The organism is Dysgonomonas gadei ATCC BAA-286, from assembly GCF_000213555.1.
Taxonomy (GTDB): domain Bacteria; phylum Bacteroidota; class Bacteroidia; order Bacteroidales; family Dysgonomonadaceae; genus Dysgonomonas; species Dysgonomonas gadei.
Window position 1 is genome coordinate 254,491 of record NZ_GL891982.1, and the last position, 17,554, is coordinate 272,044.

Consider the following 17,554-nt stretch of genomic DNA (forward strand, 5'->3'; position numbering starts at 1 on the left):
CAATTAAACTGGAATATTTTAGCAAAGGATTGTAAAAAGACTCATATCCTCTCTGCTTCACAAAACCTCTTCTGTTTATTTCCGTAAAACATGTTTTATAACAGGTTTTTTTATAAAAGATGTTAAGAAAGTAATTTTTACTTACTATCCTATAAACTTATTATAAGTACACTTACTATATTTGTGCCGAATTTAAAAAAAATAGATTAAATGGAAGTAAACTGCAAATTAGGGAATCCAAATGAGGAGGTGGGATATCTAATATGGCGTGTTTCCAAATTCTGGCAAAGAGGTAAACACAAGGTATTAGATGAATTTGGACTAACAACATCACAAATGGAATTATTAGGTGCTATATATCATATGTCGAGGCAGCAAAAAGAGGCCACACAGATCGTTTTATCGCAGGAAACGGAAATAGACCCTATGACTACTTCCACAATATTAAGAAATCTTGAAAGAAAGGGATTAATAAGCAGACGGGAAAGCGCAACTGATACAAGGGCCCGCATTGTAGAACTAACAGAAGCAGGAAAGGAACTTTTCGAAAAAGCAGTTGCCAAAGTAAAAAGCGGGCAAGAGCTTCTATTCAAAAACATCGATGTAGAAGTATTAAAGACACAATTAAGTATCCTTTTACAGGAGATGGACAGATTAAGTAAATCAAACAACTAAATAAATATAGGTATGAATGTGAAAAAGATTGTTATCGGAGCAATGGCTCTATTGGTTATGGTATCTTGTGGGAACAAGAACTCCAACCCTTTCGGAGGTGGAGATAAAACTCCTCAGGAATATCCGACACAGGTATTAAGTATACAGGACACAGAATTGGAAACCGTTTATCCGGTGACTATAAAAGGACAGGAAGATGTTGAAATCAGACCTCGTATCGATGGTTTTATAGATGCTGTTTATGTAGATGAAGGAGCAGTAGTGAAAAAGGGACAGATCTTATTTAAAATCAATTCCCCTACAGCCGAACAAGCTTTGAGAACAGCACAGGCTGCAGTTGAAAGTTCGAAAGCACAGGTGAGTACAGCTCAGTTGAATGTTGACAGATTCAAACCTTTGGCCGAACAAGGTATTGTAAGCCAGGTGCAACTCGATACTTACCAAAACACATTGCTTACATCAAAAGCAACTTTGGCTCAAACTCAGGCTCAACTAGCAAGTGCGCAGGCACAGATGAGTTGGACCAATGTATCCAGTCCGGTAGATGGTGTTGTAGGTACGATCAATTATCGTCAGGGTAGCTTGGTTAATAATAGCAATACTCTGACTACAGTATCGAGCACAGGAAATGTATTTGCGTATTTCTCATTGAATGAGAAAGACCTCGTTACTTTATTGGCAGACCTGCCGGGTAAAACTCAGGCTGAGAAAATAAACAACCTGCCTGCAGTTACCCTGAAAATGGCAGATGGCACTGTATATGAAGAGAAAGGTAAGATAAAAACAATTTCCGGATCGGTAAGTGTATCAACCGGATCTGCAAACTTCAGGGCTGAGTTTCCAAATCCTCACGGAGTGTTGAGAAGCGGATTCAGCGGAAACCTGTCTATTCCTCAGCACGTAGAAGAGGCCATAGTGATACCTCAGGCAGCCACATTTACAAAACAAAATAAACGTCTGGTTTATAAAGTAGTGAGTGATTCTATTGCTGTACAAACACTAATTGATGTTACTGCTACACCTGACGGGAAAAGCTATGTTGTAACAAACGGCCTTTCATCTGGTGAGCGTATTGTAACAGGTGGAGTTGCCACTCTGTCTGATAGTACAACAATCATCGTGAAAAAATAAGACAATTTATTTAATAAATAAAATAAAGAAGTAATGTTAAAAACATTTATAGAAAGACCTGTACTCTCTACAGTCATTTCTGTCATTATTGTGGTACTGGGGATTATTGGTCTGGCAACCTTGCCTGTAGAACAATATCCCGATATCGCTCCTCCGACAGTGCAGGTATCAGCTACCTATCCCGGTGCAAACGCGGATGTGGTAATGAATAGTGTGGTTGTTCCACTCGAAGAACAAATCAATGGTGTAGAAGGGATGACTTATATGACATCGTCTGCGACAAGTGGATCTGCTACGATCAGAGTTTATTTCAAGCAAGGGGTTAATCCCGATATTGCTGCTGTAAACGTGCAAAATCTCGCGGCACGCGCAAATCCATTGCTTCCGGAAGAGGTAACTCAATTGGGGGTAACTGTTGCAAAACAACAGAACAGTACATTACTGGGGCTTACAATCAGTACAAGTAACCCTGACTATGACGGGGAATTTCTTCAGAACTATGCAAATATCAATATTCTCCCGCAGATAAAACGTGTATATGGTGTTGGTAACGCCAGCGTTTTTGGAGCCAGGGACTATGCTATGCGTGTATGGCTTAAACCGGATGTGATGGCTGCCTACAAAATTTCCGTACAGGAGGTAAGTGCAGCATTAGCAGATCAGAATATAGAAGCCGCTCCCGGTGAACTGGGACAAAATAGCGACCAGTCTTTCCAATATACAATGAGATATACCGGAAAACTTCGGACAGAAGATCAGTTCGGTAATATTATCCTGCGTTCTCAGGACGGACATATTCTAAGATTGAAAGACATCGCGGATATTAAATTAGGTTCTTTGAACTATAGCGTTATTTCCCAGACCGACAGAAATGAGTCTGTATTTATCATGATCAACCAGACAGCCGGATCAAATGCCCAGGAGGTTATTAATAACGTGAAAGCCGTACTGAATGATGCTGAAAAATTATTACCATCAGGAGTTAAGTTTAATTATATGATGGACTCCAGTGAATTCCTTGATGCATCTATCGAGAAAGTTATTCATACATTGCTGGAAGCCTTTGTTCTTGTATTTATCGTAGTATTCGTATTCTTACAGGACTTCAGGTCTACAATCATACCTGCGGTAGCAGTACCGGTAGCGATTATAGGTACATTCTTCTTCTTGCAGGTGTTTGGTTTCTCTATCAACTTGCTGACTCTGTTTGCATTGGTGCTTGCCATTGGTATTGTGGTCGACGATGCCATAGTCGTCGTCGAGGCTGTCCATGCACAGCTCGACGCAGGAGAGAAAGATCCTAAAAAAGCGACTATGACCGCGATGAAGGAAATAGCACCGGCTATTGTATCTATCACGCTGGTTATGTCGGCCGTATTTATTCCGGTCAGCTTTATCGGCGGTACCAGCGGTATATTCTTCAAGCAGTTCGGTCTGACTCTGGCTATTGCAATCCTTATTTCGGCGGTAAATGCCTTGACTTTGAGTCCGGCTCTTTGTGCCTTGTTCCTGAAAGCACACGACGAAGAACATCAGAAAAAAGGTTTCTTGCAAAAGTTCTATTATTATTTCAATATTACGTTCAACAGTGCAACACAGAAGTACAAAAAGAGCCTTCAGTTCTTAGGAAGAAGAGGCCATCGCTGGATTACGGTAGCTATTATAGCCGTTTCTTCAGCCATACTATTCTTTCTGATGAATATGTTGCCTACCGGTTTCGTACCGAATGAGGATAGTGGAGGTGTTATCGGTTTCGTGACTTTGCCTCCGGGTTCATCCCTGGAGAGAACAGACTCTATTGTAAATCAGGTCGTTCATATGGCACAGGAGATTGACGGTGTTAAGAGTGTGACTAATATCTCAGGGGTTAACTTTACTGCCGGTATGAACAGTTCGTATGGTACTTTGATTGTAAAAATGGAGTCATGGAATGATCGTAAACTATCGACCAATGAAGTATCTGCCATACTGAAAGAAAAGACAAGCCATATTAAGGATGCGACATTCTTCTTCGTGGCTACTCCTACCCTTCAGGGATTTGGATTGAGTGCAGGGGTTGATATGCAGTTGCAAGACCGTACAGGGGGAGATATTAACGAATTTAATAAAATAGCTCAAAACTTCCTCCATAAACTACAAAGCAGAAACGATGTCATACTCATGGCTATGACAAACTTTAACCCTGCCTTCCCGCAGAAAGAAATATCAGCTGACTTACCTAAGATTAAGGCAGCAGGATTAAGTCTCAGCGAAGTGATGGGAACATTACAGGCTTATATCGGTAGTTCGTATATCTCAACATTCAACTTATATGGTAAGCAATTTAGGGTTGTATTGCAGGCTTCTCCTGAGTACAGAAGAAAATTGGATGACCTGAGTGGTTTATTCGTTAAGACCGGAAGCGGAGATATGGCCCCTATCACGGAATTTATTCATGTGGAAGATATCGATGCACCTCCTACATTGAGCCGTTTCAACATGTATACATCTATAGACATGACCATTATACCGAATATGATCGATGGAAAAAGTACCGGGGACGTATTGAACCTGATAGAAGAAATGTCTCAGGATAAAAGTATCTTCCCTGATGGCTATACATACGAATTTGGTGGTATGACACGTGAAGAAGCCAATGCCGGCAGCCAGACGGTTCTCATATTCGGTATCTGTATCATTTTCGTATACTTGCTGCTTTGTGCCCTTTACGAAAGTTATATCATACCATTGGCGGTATTATTCTCGCTTCCTGTCGGATTGGCCGGAGTATTTATCTTCCTGATGATATTCGGTGTGTCGCAGGGTATTGTGAATAACATTTACGTCCAGATATCGATGATCATGCTCATCGGGCTATTGGCGAAGAATGCCATTCTGATCGTGGAATATGCATTGCAACGCCGTCAGCAGGGTATGAGTATTATAGAAGCAGCCGTAAACGGAGCTGTCGCACGTCTTCGTCCTATTCTGATGACATCGTTTGCATTCATAGCGGGATTATTCCCTCTGTTTATTGCATCCGGTGCAGGTGCCATCGGTAACCGCTCTATCGGTATCAGTGCTATCGGAGGTATGTTTATCGGTACTATGATCGGGGTATTGGTTATACCGTCGCTGTATATCATATTCCAGTCTCTACAGGATAAAGTAAGTAAATCGGGAATGATAAATTCGAACGACGAATTCATAAACAAACAAGGACAATAACATTATGATGAGAAAATATATAAAAGGTGTAGTTCTGTTGGGAGTAATACTCTCAATAGGACTCACATCCTGCGGAGTTCTGAACAAGAATAAATACAAATCCCCCGAAGTGGATTCAGCAGACATGTTCAGAGGAGAGAATCCAACGGATACTACTACTATAGCAAATATCCCATGGAGGGAATATTTCAGCGACCCTGCTCTTCAGGCATTGATAGATGAAGGTCTTACCAACAACTATGACCTGCGTCTGGCATATAACCGTATCCAACAGGCCGAAGCCGGACTATATATTGCCAAATCGGCATATTTTCCTACTGTTGCTTTAGGTGCTCAGGTTACACATACTCAAAAAAGTATCAGCAATGGCAAAGAAAGGGTACTCGGATATAATGGCGGCGACCAATGGGCTTTGGGTTTTGTAGTACAATGGGAAGCTGACATCTGGGGTAAACTGAATAGCAAAACAAAAGCCCAGTATGCCAACCTTGTTAGCACACATGCTTACCGTAATCTAATTCAGACATCCCTGGTTGCCAATATAGCTACCACCTATTACTCACTGCTGGCACTCGACGAGCAGTTGAAGATTACATTGGAAACGATTGAATTACTAAAGGAAAGTACTGCAACAATGCAGGCCATGATGCAGGCCGGACTCCTCAATCGTGCCGGTGTAAAGCAAAGTGAGGCTTTGCTCTACAGTACTCAGGTTAGTGTACCGGATCTGCAAATGCAAATCAATCAGCTGGAAAATTCCCTTAGTCTGTTATTAGGACGCAAACCGGGACCTATCACAAGGACAGCTATTGACAATCAGTCAGTTCCATCCGAACTACAAGTAGGTATCCCTGCACAGATGTTGGCAAAACGCCCGGATGTATTGCAAGCCGAGATGGGATTCAGATATGCATTCGAGATGAAAAATGTAGCTCAACGCTCTCTGTATCCGTCTTTGACACTAGGCAGTTCTTCTTCGGTAGGATTCGCATCCAATACGCTTTCACAGTTCTTCAAACCGACAAATATTCTGGCTAATATCGTAGGTGGACTTACCCAGCCTATATTTGCGGGTAATCAGCTGAGAGGACAATATAAAATAGCAAAGGCGCAACAGGAAGAAGCATTGCTTACTTTCGAACAAACAGTATTGACCGCAAGTCAGGAAGTCTCGAACATTATGTTTACATACGAAACTTCACTCCGCAAGAATGAGGACCGTGCTAAACAAGTAGATGCCCTTTCCCTTGCTGTGGGTGATACCCAACAGTTACTGAAAGCCGGTGAAGCTAATTATACCGAAGTGCTACAGGCGGAACAAAGTTTACTGCAAGCACAACTTGGACAGGTAAGTGATAAACTTGAGCAACTACAGGCATCTGTAAATCTTTACAGAGCACTTGGAGGAGGTATCGAGTAATAACAATCTGATAACATTCCTATTTATGAAAGAGGATACTTCCCTGTGGAAGTATCCTCTTTCTTTTATTTCATTTTTTATGGAATACTTTATCTATGTATATGGCTGATAACCTTTAGGCATTAGCAGATAGCTCTTTGATGTATTGGGATAAATGAGTGATGAGTTATAAGTTTAAAGTTATATGAGATACGAGTAGACAAGACACAAGATACAGGTTGCTAACTGATGACTGTTCACTGACGAGATGCTTTGTTCTGCTCCGTATGACAAGCTAATTATTAATTTTTCATTCTTAATTATTAATTGTTTTCTGTGTTACCTTTGTTACTTTTTATTTTTAAACACGGAGTAAAAGGAGTAACACGGAGTTTTTAGAAGAAAAAGTGACAATAAAAATTGTGTGAAAAGTCGTCAGGTTTGTCAGGTTTTGTACATAAGCTATCGGCTAAAAGCTATCAGCTAATAGCTAAAAATGTGTTTCCTTTGTTACCTTTTTCCCACCTACACTCTGTGCATCAAAAAAGACTATGGGAAAAACGACAAGAAAAAGTGGAAAATGTGTCAAGTTTGTAAAGTTTCAGATTCTCTGAAATATTTGATGCGGTTAGTATGACAGAAATAAATAGTTGCCGCTAAGTTGAAAAAAATAGCTACATTAGAAGTGAAAATAATAAAGAAATAAAGGAATGGAAATAAAATCTCTTAGTGAAACTGACTTCGGTGTCATATTCCATGCTTTTAATCAGGCTTTTGCCGATTACGAAATTCAACTGGACAGGCAACAACTCCGGACGATGGTAAAAAGGCGGGGTTTTAATCCCGGTTTATCTTTTGCTGCATTTGAAGGAAATGAAATCGTAGCTTTTACGCTTAATGGAACAGGAAATTTCAACGGGATTGAAACAGCCTACGATACAGGCACAGGCACATTGAAAGAATACAGGGGAAAAGGTTTGGCTACACAAATCTTTGAATACTCGATTCCTTACCTAAGAGAACAGAATATCAAACAATATTTACTCGAAGTGTTACAACATAATACAAAAGCTGTATCTGTTTATAAAAATATAGGGTTTGAAGTAAGCCGGGAGTTTAATTATTTCAGACAGGAAACCAAAAAGATCAAGAATGATATAAAGACTTCCGATATACCCTGTTCGATAAAACAAATCAATATCCGGGATTTTGATTTCCTACCGAATTTTTGGGATTTTTATCCATCATGGCAAAATAGCTTCGAATCCATCAACAGAGCGAGTAACGATTTTGTGAGTCTGGGTGCGTTCATCGAAAATAAATTGGCAGGATATTGCGTATTCGAACCTGTTTCGGGAGATATTACCCAAATAGCGGTTGATAAGCAATACAGACGGGAAGGAATAGCCTCGTTGCTACTTAGGGAAATGACCGGACTAAATAAGAATCAGGCTGTAAAAATTATAAACACAGATATTTCCTGTAGTTCCATTACAGCGTTTCTGAAATCAAAGAATATAGAGATTACGGGGATGCAGTATGAAATGATAAGAGAGATATAAATAGCCCTACTCCTCCGTCTCACTGAGAATCACATTCGCCCGGGCTATTGCAATATTAATATTATCGCATATATTCACCTCACCTATCATAGCTGGTATACCTGAAGTTTCTATCATGGCATGCACTTTTGGCCTTACACCCGACAAAATAACCTGTATGCCGTCTTTCATTGACTTCTGACAGAGGCTTTCCAGATTATGCAACCCTGTGGAATCGATAAACGGAACTTTACGCATCCGTATAATGCGTATCTTCGATTTATCTCCAATAACACGCATGCTTTCCTCAAACTTGTTGGCAATGCCGAAAAAGAAAGGACCGTCGATCTCATAGACCTCTACACCGTCGGGCAAAGTGAGTATCTCTTCATCCTGAGTAAATTCGCTTTCATCGGTTAAATCCAGTTCGTTCTTTATAACAGAAACATGAGTTACCTCGTTGATCCGCCTCATAAAGAGTACCACAGCCAGTAATAAACCTACTTCGATAGCAATAGTCAGGTCGAATATTACCGTCAGGAAGAATGTGATAAGCAATACCGCAACATCCGATTTCTGATTTTTCAGGAGAGCTTTGAATGTACGCCATTCGCTCATATTATATGACACAATAACCAATACTCCAGCAAGGCAGGCCATCGGTATATATTGAGCCAAAGGCATTAACAGAAGCAAAATAAGCAATAAGACAACGGCATGGATTATACCCGCTACCGGTGTCCGTCCCCCGTTATTGATATTCGTCATGGTGCGGGCAATGGCTCCCGTAGCCGGAATACCGCCAAACAGAGGAGTAATGATATTTGCTACACCTTGTGCAATAAGCTCGGTATTGGAATTATGTTTTTCTCCTCCTATTACCCCGTCGGCCACTGTAGCCGACAATAACGATTCAATAGCGCCGAGCAGGGCGATGGTGATCGCCACAGGAAGCAAGTCGGTTATGGCAGCCATATTGATATCAGGCATTACAGCATCAGGCAGTTCCGCATTTATTCTGAAACGGTCGCCAATAGTATCTATAGCGTTTATGCCAAAATATGTTTTCATAAAATAAACGATGGCTGTAACGAGGATAATGGCTACAAGTGAACCCGGTACCTTCTTTACAATGCGTGGCGTAAGTACAATAATCAGGATGCTGCCTATACTTACGGCTGTGTTCCACCAGTTGATGGTCTCGAAATGCTTAATGTATATAATCCATTTTCCGATAAAATCTCCGGGAACTTTTTCTCCACCAAAGTTAAGTCCGAAAATGTCGGCAATCTGTGTAGTAAAAATAGTGACGGCAATACCACTGGTAAAACCGACTATTATAGGATACGGGATGAACTTGATAATCTTCCCCAATTTGAAAATACCCAACAAAACCAGAATTACTCCCGCGATGATAGTAGCTATGAGTAATCCCTTTATACCATGCGTTTGCACTACGCCATAGACAATAACGATAAAAGCACCCGTAGGCCCTCCTATCTGTACACGGCTACCTCCCAGAAAGGATATGATAAACCCGGCGATGATAGCCGTGATTATACCTTGTTCGGGGGTTACACCGGATGCAATACCGAATGCCAGAGCCAGAGGCAGGGCTACAATACCAACAATAAGACCTGCCATGAGGTCATTTATGAATTTTCCTTTATCGTACGTCTTCAGTGAAATAAATAACTGGGGCGTGAAATCTTTGAGAAGATCTTTTTTCATATCAAAACAAAAAACACTATTAACTCACATTAGTAATCAGTTCGCAAACATACAAGATACTAATAAATAACCGGTTATTAAAATATAGCTGCAACTAGTTTAGAATTGGTCTAATTTACTTGTTCAAAACAGGTTATTGATTACACATTTTTAAGGTGACAAAGTTACAAAATGATTTGGTTTCATTTCTTTTGATTGATAATAATTATTAATTTTGTAAAAACTATCAATTTAAACTATCAAAAAGTTATGGAAAAAAGTATCAAAGGTACTGAAACCGAAAAGTGCCTGCTAAAATCATTCGCGGGAGAATCTCAAGCAAGAATGCGTTACACAATGTTTGCCAGCCAGGCGAAAAAAGAAGGTTTTGAACAAATTGCAGCTATCTTCCTGGAAACTGCTGATCAGGAAAAAGAACATGCAAAACGTATGTTTAAGTTTCTTGAAGGCGGCATGGTGGAAATCACTGCAATGTACCCTGCCGGTAAGATAGGGACAACTGCCGAAAACCTTATAGAAGCTGCTGCCGGAGAACATGAAGAATGGGCTATAGACTATCCTGCTTTTGCTGAAATAGCAGAAAAGGAAGGCTTCAAAGAAATAGCCGTAATGTATCGCATGATAGGTAAAGTAGAAAACATACATGAAGACCGCTATAAAGCTCTTCTTGCCCGCGTGGAAAGCAATGGTGTATTTACCCGCGAAGAAGCTATCGACTGGCAATGCCGTAATTGCGGATTCGTTATCAAGAGCAAAATGGCTCCAAAAACTTGTCCGGCCTGCCTGCATCCACAAGCTCACTTCGAACCATTGAAATGGAATTTCTAAGTAAGAATTAATGATAAACGAAAAGCCTCAGATATATTCTGCGGCTTTTCTCTTTATTGGGGAAGTTAGACGTTATTATTCAGCTTTTCAGAAACTTGATGTAATTATAAATAGCATACAACGGATTCTTACTTTTCTTGAGTGGAGCAGTCCTGTATAAATCAAGGAATGCATCCATATGAGGCTCCAAAGTGCAGGGATTTTATTGATATATTCTTTAAGACCAAGAAGTGTTATATTCAAATCTTGCATTTTTCCCGGATTATCTTCTAAAGATGCCAATGCTTAGATTGTTTATCCTCTTTATATTGGCTATCTTTGCGGCTATTTTGTAAAATTATGACTATCGATATATTAGAAAAAGCTACACGGGATATTAATAACACGCCCATCGTACAGCAAACTGCCTTTTGGTCGGAAGTGAAAACTCATCAGGGATTAGAAACTAAAGCCTTTGATTTCAAGGTGAAAAACCGTGATATATATACCAATGTGGGAGGTCATTCATATACCAATGCAGATTTACTGTTATTACAAAAGCCCCTCGATCCGCAATATAGTATAGCATATGTACCATACGGGCCGGAAATAGAACCCTCTGAAGAATATCAGGGCCGTTTTTTGGAAGAATTATCGGAAATTATGCGTTCATATTTGCCGAAAAGCTGTATCGCTATACGTTACGATCTCAATTGGCAGTCGCACTGGTGTGATGAGAGTTATTTTGATGAATCAGGCCTGTGGGCAGGCCCTCCTGATAAGAAATTTCAGGAATTCAATTTAAATTACAATACAATAGAGTGGAACCTACGAAAGAGCAATTCCGATATCTTACCATCTACTACAGTTTTTCTGAATTTATCCCTTTCAGAAGAAGAAATACTGACGCAAATGAAGCCGAAAACCCGTTATAATATACGGTTAGCAGAAAAGAAAGGTGTGCGTGTCCTTCAAGCCGGCATGGATAAAATATCCGTCTGGTACGAATTGTATAAAGAAACAGCGCTGCGCAACGGACTTTTTATAAATGATATCGAATACTTTGTTTCAGTTCTTACCGCTCGTGCGGATGATACCTCGTCTCCTGCCCATGTAGAGTTACTGATAGCAGAGCACGAAGGAGAGCCTCTTGCCGCAATATTCCTGGTAATGTCAGGTCACCGGGGTACATACCTCTATGGCGCCTCGTCATCACAAAAGAGGAACTATATGCCTGCTTATGCCTTGCAGTGGGAAGCTGTAAAGATAGCTAAAGCAAACGGTTGCACGGAATATGACATGTTTGGGGTATCTCCCGGACCGGACAAATCACATCCGATGTATGGTCTTTACCAGTTTAAAACCGGATTTGGCGGAGAATTGTTTCATCATTTAGGATGTTGGGATTATTTATTGGACGAGGAAAACTATAAATATTTACAGATAAGTGAAATGAATGCGCAAGGGTACTATCTATCATAGTAATTAATCTTACAGAATATACTCTTTATATTAATTACTCAATAGCTATTCAATGTTTTTCCTCTTAATCCACTTAGTTCCAAATAAAATCAAAATACAAACTAGCACTATAATGAACATTTGCCCTATGAAATGCCCGAGGGTTACCCCTGTTTCATAATCATTTACTTCTCCTGAGAATATTTTTATCGGACCAATAATATTCCCAATAACTTCCGGCAGTCTAATTATCTCTGTAATACTAATAATAAATGCGAAGATCAGGAAAATGACACCAAATATTTTTTTTATCATTTCAATACAATTTTTCAGGTATATACCTTTCGTTTATCAACTATTAATTCACCGATTCATCCATATCACACCATTATATGTTGCAATCCATTTATTACCTTCACGGTCAAAGGCTATAGTGCTGACATAATTATCAGGAATAAATGAATTAGAGCTATCATATATCTCCCAATCATTTTTTTCAAGACGTACTAAATATTTGCCCGTGCAAATCCAGGCTATTTGATCATTCTCCCCTTCAAATTTTATATCAGAGACTGTAGGATTCGGTAATTTTGAGTTCTTCATCGTGTAAACAATCCATTTATTATCAGGAGTAATTTTGACTACACCTCCTATATTATCATGTTTACCTGTACTTACACCTATCCATATATTTCCCTGTTTGTCACCGGTTACCATTCTCCCTCCGTCTGCAGGCATCTTTGAATTCTTACTCGTATATGTTTTCCAGTTTTTACCATCAAAGAATGATATTCCTTTATCTGTTGCAACCCATATATTACCGGATTTATCCCGGTATACACCACGTGTTGTATTACTTACCAATCCGGAGTTACTTACAGTATATTCGTTCCATTTTCCATCAGTAAACTCGTAAAATCCATTGAATCCTGTTATCCAGACCGTATTATCCTGTACTTTTATTTTACCAGACCTTTTAATGGGTGAATTTGTACTGTCAATAATACTCCAATTCTGCCCATCATATACTTTAATTTTAGACATTGTTTCCGTCCAGATTCTATCGCCATTATCAACTGCTAAATCCCATGTGACTGTATGTCCGTTCTGATTACTTTCGAGGCCACTATTATCAGCATCGAATACTGTCCATTTTTCCCCATCAATTTTTACGATTCCTCTGTCTGTACCAATCCACACATTTCCTTTACTATCAGTTTCGGCACTCCGGCAAAGATTGTAAGGAAGCATTGAATTATCGAAGGTATATAATTTCCAGGTTGAATTGGTTTTCTCAACCTTCATAACTTGAGGATTGTTTGAGGTGTTCTTGTTTTTTGTATTTTGAGGTAAATCATATAATGGATTTCGTTTATCCGTTATTTCATGTACTCCCAGATTATTATCCATACCTAAACGTCGTACTTCTGCTTTACCATTTTTGAAAGTTATGTGAACTATCGCACATACAGGTCTCATATTGCCCGTCCACTTGGTTGTTTCAATGACTTTACTTAGATTAAACTCCTTAGTTGGAATATTAGTTTTATTGTCTGCACTTATCAGACACGCCGTTCCGTCCTTGTCAACATATATTTGCATCATCAATATACCTTCAATCTTAAATAGAGAATGTCCTTTCAACAGAGACGTTAACAAGTCCTCATTCGAAATACGGGCTGAAGTTATCTTACTTTCTAATCCAAAAGCTTCGATTTTGCAATTATCAAATTTCTCAGGAAAGATATTTTGAGCGTGCATTACTCCTATAACCAGAGAAAGGAATAGAAATATGGAAATGATTTTTTTCATTATAGTATTTTTTAACTTAAGGCTTGTGGTGTCTACTAAAATAAGTATAGATTATGGTTCCGGACTTGTCGTTTATAGGCCAAATATAAAAATCCCCACATTGTATGCAGGGATTTAATCTTCTGTGGAGAATATCGGACTCGAACCGATCACCTCAACACTGCCAGCGTTGCGCTCTAGCCAGATGAGCTAATTCCCCGAATCGGATACAAAGATAATATTTTTTGTTATCCAATTATACTTTTACAGAAAATCTTAGATATCCACCACAAACTTTTTCAATTCAAGGTTTAATAACGGCTGAGGCACAGACTGTTTTATCTCGGATACAATAATGTCGAGTACCCGTTCGCGTAAGAATTCCTTACGGGTAACAAGACTCACCTCACGCACAGGCGATACCCCTTTCAGAGGACGTACATTGCGTCTCTGCTTTTCATTCAGTTCTTCTATCGCCATTTCAGGGATTATGGTCAACCCGCTGTTATTGTCTACGATATTGATCAGGGTACTGATGCTTCCTGCTTCGTATGAGAAGAGCGAATGAGAACTCTTGCGCTTACGCATATTGCATATACGCAATATTTGCCCACGGAAACAATGTACTTCTTCGAGTAGCCACAGGCGGTTGATATTCAAATCTTCCTCCTCCAGTTCTTTCTTGGCATACAACGATGTTTCACGAGGCGAAACATAAGCATAAAACCGTTCATAATAGATAGGATGCTCAGTTATCTTTTCGTTTTTAAGCGGAGTGGCCAGTATAGCACCATCCAAAGCCCCATTGAGCAGCTTTTCAATTATCTGAGCGGTAGTGGTTTCTTCTATTACCAACACAATGTCGTAACCATTCTGATCGTGCACCTGCATCAGTTTAGGCAGCAGATAAGGAGCAATGGTAGGGATAATACCCAGTTTGAATACACCTTGCACCACACCTTTTTCTTCCTGGATAATCTCTTTGATCTGTTTCACTTGTGAAACAATTACCCTGGCCTGATTGATGATTTGAGTGCCTATTACCGTAGGCTGAACAGGCAGCTGGCTACGATCGAATATTTTTACGCCCAACTCATCTTCCAACTTCTGAATCATCATACTCAGCGTAGGTTGAGTAACGAATGACGACTCAGCGGCTTTAGCAAAGTGGCGATGGTTATCCACTGCTATAATATATTCCAGTTGCTGTATATTCATTTTCTTTATATTTTGTGTTAATATTCGCGTTCTCCAAAAATAGATGAGCCTACCCTTATCATTGTAGACCCTTCTTCGACTGCTATGGTATAATCTCCCGACATACCCATTGATATTTCAGAGAAGCAATCATCCTCTGCAAAATAGTCATTTTTTATTTCATCGAAAAATAGTTTCAGACTTTTAAACTCTTTTCTGATTTGTGATTCTTCTTCGATATTGGAAGCCATGCCCATTACTCCTCCAATATAAGCAAATTTACACTCTCTCCATTGGTTTCCCGATAAAAAACTACGGCATTCATCAAAAGAAAATCCAAACTTGGCATCTTCTTGTGCTATATGGATCTCCAGCAAACAACAAATCCGTTTCCCTATACGGGCTGCGGACTTCTCTATTTCAGACAGCAGTCTCCAGCTATCGACACTGTGTATCGTATGCGTATAAGGTATAATCGACTTTACTTTATTCGTTTGCAGATGTCCTATGAAATGCCATTCTATATCCTGAGGCAGCAAGGGATGCTTCTGGCTGATCTCCTGCATCCGGCTTTCTCCAAAAATATGCTGACCGGCATTATACGCCACCCTGATAGCATCCACCGGGTGGAACTTAGATACTGCTACCAGTTTTACATTTTCCGGTAAACGATCTTTTATACTATGTATATTTTCGGATATGCCCATTCAGTATATTTTATACAAGAACTATTTTTTTCTTCTGATCTTCCGAATAAGGGAATACATCCATTATCATTGTTTCACTCAGGGAGGCTATGGCATAATCGGCCAAAGTACCTTCCATACCTTTCTCCACAACTTTCAGCGCCTCCTTCAGGTCTGAAGCCTGAGCCAGCATGTTTACCGCCGTTTTCTTCTCCGTGCCACTCTTTTCATCCAAAGAGATAAACATCACTTTAGCTTTGAAGAAGCGGTCGCCATTGTCGTTAAAAAACAGTTCGGACAATTTAGCGCGTTTAATATCCGTGATGGTGAATTCACCTGTTATATAAGGTTTTATTTCTTCTATGATACGTGCTTCTGCTTCTGTAAATGATAGAGCATCTACAAGATAAGGTTCTGTGACTTTTTTCTGCATGCCGTTTTCCAGCATTTTTTCGTAGCTTACCTTGCATTCAAACCAATTGTGCATATAAATGTATTGTTATTATTAAAATCTATAATTTATCGTTGCAAATTTAACAAATTTAATTTATAAAATCTATCATATGATAAAAGTTCTCTATCCAATTGATTTAAATATTGTTATAATTTGTATCCTTTCTACATACGGGTATAATCCCCATTGGCTGGCTGTTTAATTTACCATATGTTATAATTGGATTTTAGCCGTTAGCCGTAGTTATAGCCTAAGTAACTCAATACTTATTTCTTTGGAACTTACTGCCTGTTAAAACCTGACAAACTTGACAACTTTTACACTATTTCCATATTTTCGATTCGCGGCTTTTCATCTTTCAACTCAATCCGTTCTCGATGTATATCCCGGCGGCAGAAACGGATAAGGATTCGGCTTAGGCTTTTCTACCGGAGCGGCAGATGGTTGCGTGACAGCTGGCTGTGCTTGCACTTGCTCTGCCTGCTCTTGCTCATTTTTCACTTTTACATACGCTTCGCTCCTGTGACCGTTGGTTCGTTCTTCTCCCAGTTTCCTGTCCACGGCCGCCACGATCTCCGGATCGAGCGCACCGCCAGAGCGGAAACCGTTCTCCTTTAATATCATCAGTTGCCGTCTGGTTTCCTCGTCCTGTACCTCTATGACTAAGGGACGCTTTTCCCTGCTTTCCAACCGTTGTTGCTCTTTCCTCCTTTCCTCACGGTCGAGTACGTACTTTATCGCGCGGATGCTTGGCGGGCAGAATTTCTTTTCCACTACACGGCACTTCTCCACATCCTCCACCGGATTGTTCTTGTCAGGGACGTATGTGACTTTTTCTTTTTTCTGTACATACCCTTCTAATAATTGTTTCAGTCCGATACGGGCATTTGCTATCAGCACTTCTTCCCTGCGGATAAACGCTTCTTCCACTTCTTCCTTAAATTCCGGTTTATTCTTTTTCCAGTCGTAGAAAGTCTGGCGGCTGATGCGTAAGATTTTACATATTTCAGATACTCCGTAAAGGTCTTGTTCAATCATCTCTACAATGCGTTCGGCGGTTTTGTTGTTATACTTCATAAGGCTTAAATATTAATGTTAATAATTAGTTTCTTATATAGATAAAGTTTTTTTGATAAATTTGAGGCTCGTGCGGACGTCCCGGTTATCGCTGCAAGTCCGGAGACTTGCGTCTAACCCGACGTAGCGAGAGACGCTACACCCGCTGGCGCGGACTTCCAGTCCGTGTCTTGCTGACAGGGCAAAAATGTTTGCTACGCAACACACAGACGAGACGTCTGCGCCAGCGGGGGGATATTATTATTGCTGTATAAAACGTTCGATTTTTAGTTACAAGTTACTACGCCCTGTGAGCAGTTACGAGTTACGAGTCGGCTGACGCACGTGGGGCTAAAGCATGAAGAGCCTCTGTCCTGTCGACGCATCGCGATCCCGGCCTCGTCCCTCAGGCGGGGCA

Annotated in this window: 14 protein-coding genes and 1 tRNA gene; 7 read left to right on the forward strand and 8 right to left on the reverse strand. The window is 40.1% G+C overall.

Annotated features, from left to right (window positions below; all coding sequences use genetic code 11):
• Window positions 1–210: 210 nt before the first annotated feature.
• The 5 genes from HMPREF9455_RS09475 (at window position 211) to HMPREF9455_RS09495 (ending at window position 7,974) form a co-directional block, all read left to right on the forward strand.
• Window positions 211–675, forward strand: a complete 465-nt coding sequence (locus HMPREF9455_RS09475) for a MarR family winged helix-turn-helix transcriptional regulator (protein ID WP_006799456.1) — start codon at window positions 211–213, stop codon at window positions 673–675.
• Window positions 676–687: 12 nt separating this feature from the next.
• The gene (locus tag HMPREF9455_RS09480) at window positions 688–1,806 is read left to right on the forward strand and encodes an efflux RND transporter periplasmic adaptor subunit (RefSeq protein WP_006799457.1); all 1,119 of its coding nucleotides are present in this window, start codon (window positions 688–690) and stop codon (window positions 1,804–1,806) included.
• Window positions 1,807–1,839: 33 nt separating this feature from the next.
• Entirely contained in the window at window positions 1,840–5,013 is a 3,174-nt protein-coding gene (locus tag HMPREF9455_RS09485; protein ID WP_006799458.1) for an efflux RND transporter permease subunit, read from the forward strand.
• Window positions 5,014–5,017: 4 nt separating this feature from the next.
• Window positions 5,018–6,433 carry an efflux transporter outer membrane subunit gene (locus tag HMPREF9455_RS09490; RefSeq protein WP_044215881.1) on the forward strand — a complete coding sequence of 472 codons (1,416 nt, stop codon included), beginning with the start codon at window positions 5,018–5,020 and terminating at the stop codon, window positions 6,431–6,433.
• A 689-nt stretch (window positions 6,434–7,122) separates the two neighbouring features.
• Window positions 7,123–7,974: a GNAT family N-acetyltransferase gene (locus HMPREF9455_RS09495; RefSeq protein ID WP_006799460.1), complete on the forward strand. Its 852-nt coding sequence runs from the start codon at window positions 7,123–7,125 to the stop codon at window positions 7,972–7,974.
• Between the two features lie 6 nt (window positions 7,975–7,980).
• Here HMPREF9455_RS09495 and HMPREF9455_RS09500 read toward each other — a convergent pair whose 3' ends face one another.
• Window positions 7,981–9,684 carry a SulP family inorganic anion transporter gene (locus HMPREF9455_RS09500; protein ID WP_006799461.1) on the reverse strand — a complete coding sequence of 568 codons (1,704 nt, stop codon included), beginning with the start codon at window positions 9,682–9,684 and terminating at the stop codon, window positions 7,981–7,983.
• A gap of 249 nt (window positions 9,685–9,933) precedes the next feature.
• Between HMPREF9455_RS09500 and rbr the strand changes: the two genes are divergently transcribed.
• Both rbr and HMPREF9455_RS09510 read left to right on the forward strand, forming a co-directional pair.
• Window positions 9,934–10,512 carry a rubrerythrin gene (gene rbr / locus HMPREF9455_RS09505; protein ID WP_006799462.1) on the forward strand — a complete coding sequence of 193 codons (579 nt, stop codon included), beginning with the start codon at window positions 9,934–9,936 and terminating at the stop codon, window positions 10,510–10,512.
• A 339-nt stretch (window positions 10,513–10,851) separates the two neighbouring features.
• The gene (locus HMPREF9455_RS09510; RefSeq protein ID WP_006799463.1) at window positions 10,852–11,973 is read left to right on the forward strand and encodes a lipid II:glycine glycyltransferase FemX; all 1,122 of its coding nucleotides are present in this window, start codon (window positions 10,852–10,854) and stop codon (window positions 11,971–11,973) included.
• A gap of 45 nt (window positions 11,974–12,018) precedes the next feature.
• Here the strand turns inward: HMPREF9455_RS09510 and HMPREF9455_RS09515 are convergent, their stop codons facing one another.
• The 7 genes from HMPREF9455_RS09515 to HMPREF9455_RS09545 all read right to left on the reverse strand — a co-directional run bounded on the left by HMPREF9455_RS09515 (window position 12,019) and on the right by HMPREF9455_RS09545 (window position 17,157).
• Entirely contained in the window at window positions 12,019–12,267 is a 249-nt protein-coding gene (locus HMPREF9455_RS09515; protein WP_006799464.1) for a hypothetical protein, read from the reverse strand.
• Window positions 12,268–12,315: 48 nt separating this feature from the next.
• Window positions 12,316–13,764, reverse strand: coding sequence for a ligand-binding sensor domain-containing protein (locus tag HMPREF9455_RS09520; RefSeq protein ID WP_006799465.1), 1,449 nt, complete (start codon window positions 13,762–13,764; stop codon window positions 12,316–12,318).
• Window positions 13,765–13,889: 125 nt separating this feature from the next.
• Window positions 13,890–13,963, reverse strand: a tRNA-Ala gene (locus tag HMPREF9455_RS09525).
• A gap of 56 nt (window positions 13,964–14,019) precedes the next feature.
• Entirely contained in the window at window positions 14,020–14,961 is a 942-nt protein-coding gene (locus tag HMPREF9455_RS09530) for a hydrogen peroxide-inducible genes activator (protein ID WP_006799466.1), read from the reverse strand.
• 17 nt (window positions 14,962–14,978) lie between these two features.
• Window positions 14,979–15,647 (reverse strand): YggS family pyridoxal phosphate-dependent enzyme, encoded by a 669-nt coding sequence (locus HMPREF9455_RS09535; protein ID WP_006799467.1) that lies wholly within the window; start codon window positions 15,645–15,647, stop codon window positions 14,979–14,981.
• Window positions 15,648–15,657: 10 nt separating this feature from the next.
• The gene (locus tag HMPREF9455_RS09540; RefSeq protein ID WP_006799468.1) at window positions 15,658–16,113 is read right to left on the reverse strand and encodes a DUF4494 domain-containing protein; all 456 of its coding nucleotides are present in this window, start codon (window positions 16,111–16,113) and stop codon (window positions 15,658–15,660) included.
• Between the two features lie 330 nt (window positions 16,114–16,443).
• Window positions 16,444–17,157: a helix-turn-helix domain-containing protein gene (locus HMPREF9455_RS09545; RefSeq protein WP_006799469.1), complete on the reverse strand. Its 714-nt coding sequence runs from the start codon at window positions 17,155–17,157 to the stop codon at window positions 16,444–16,446.
• Window positions 17,158–17,554 lie beyond the last annotated feature (397 nt).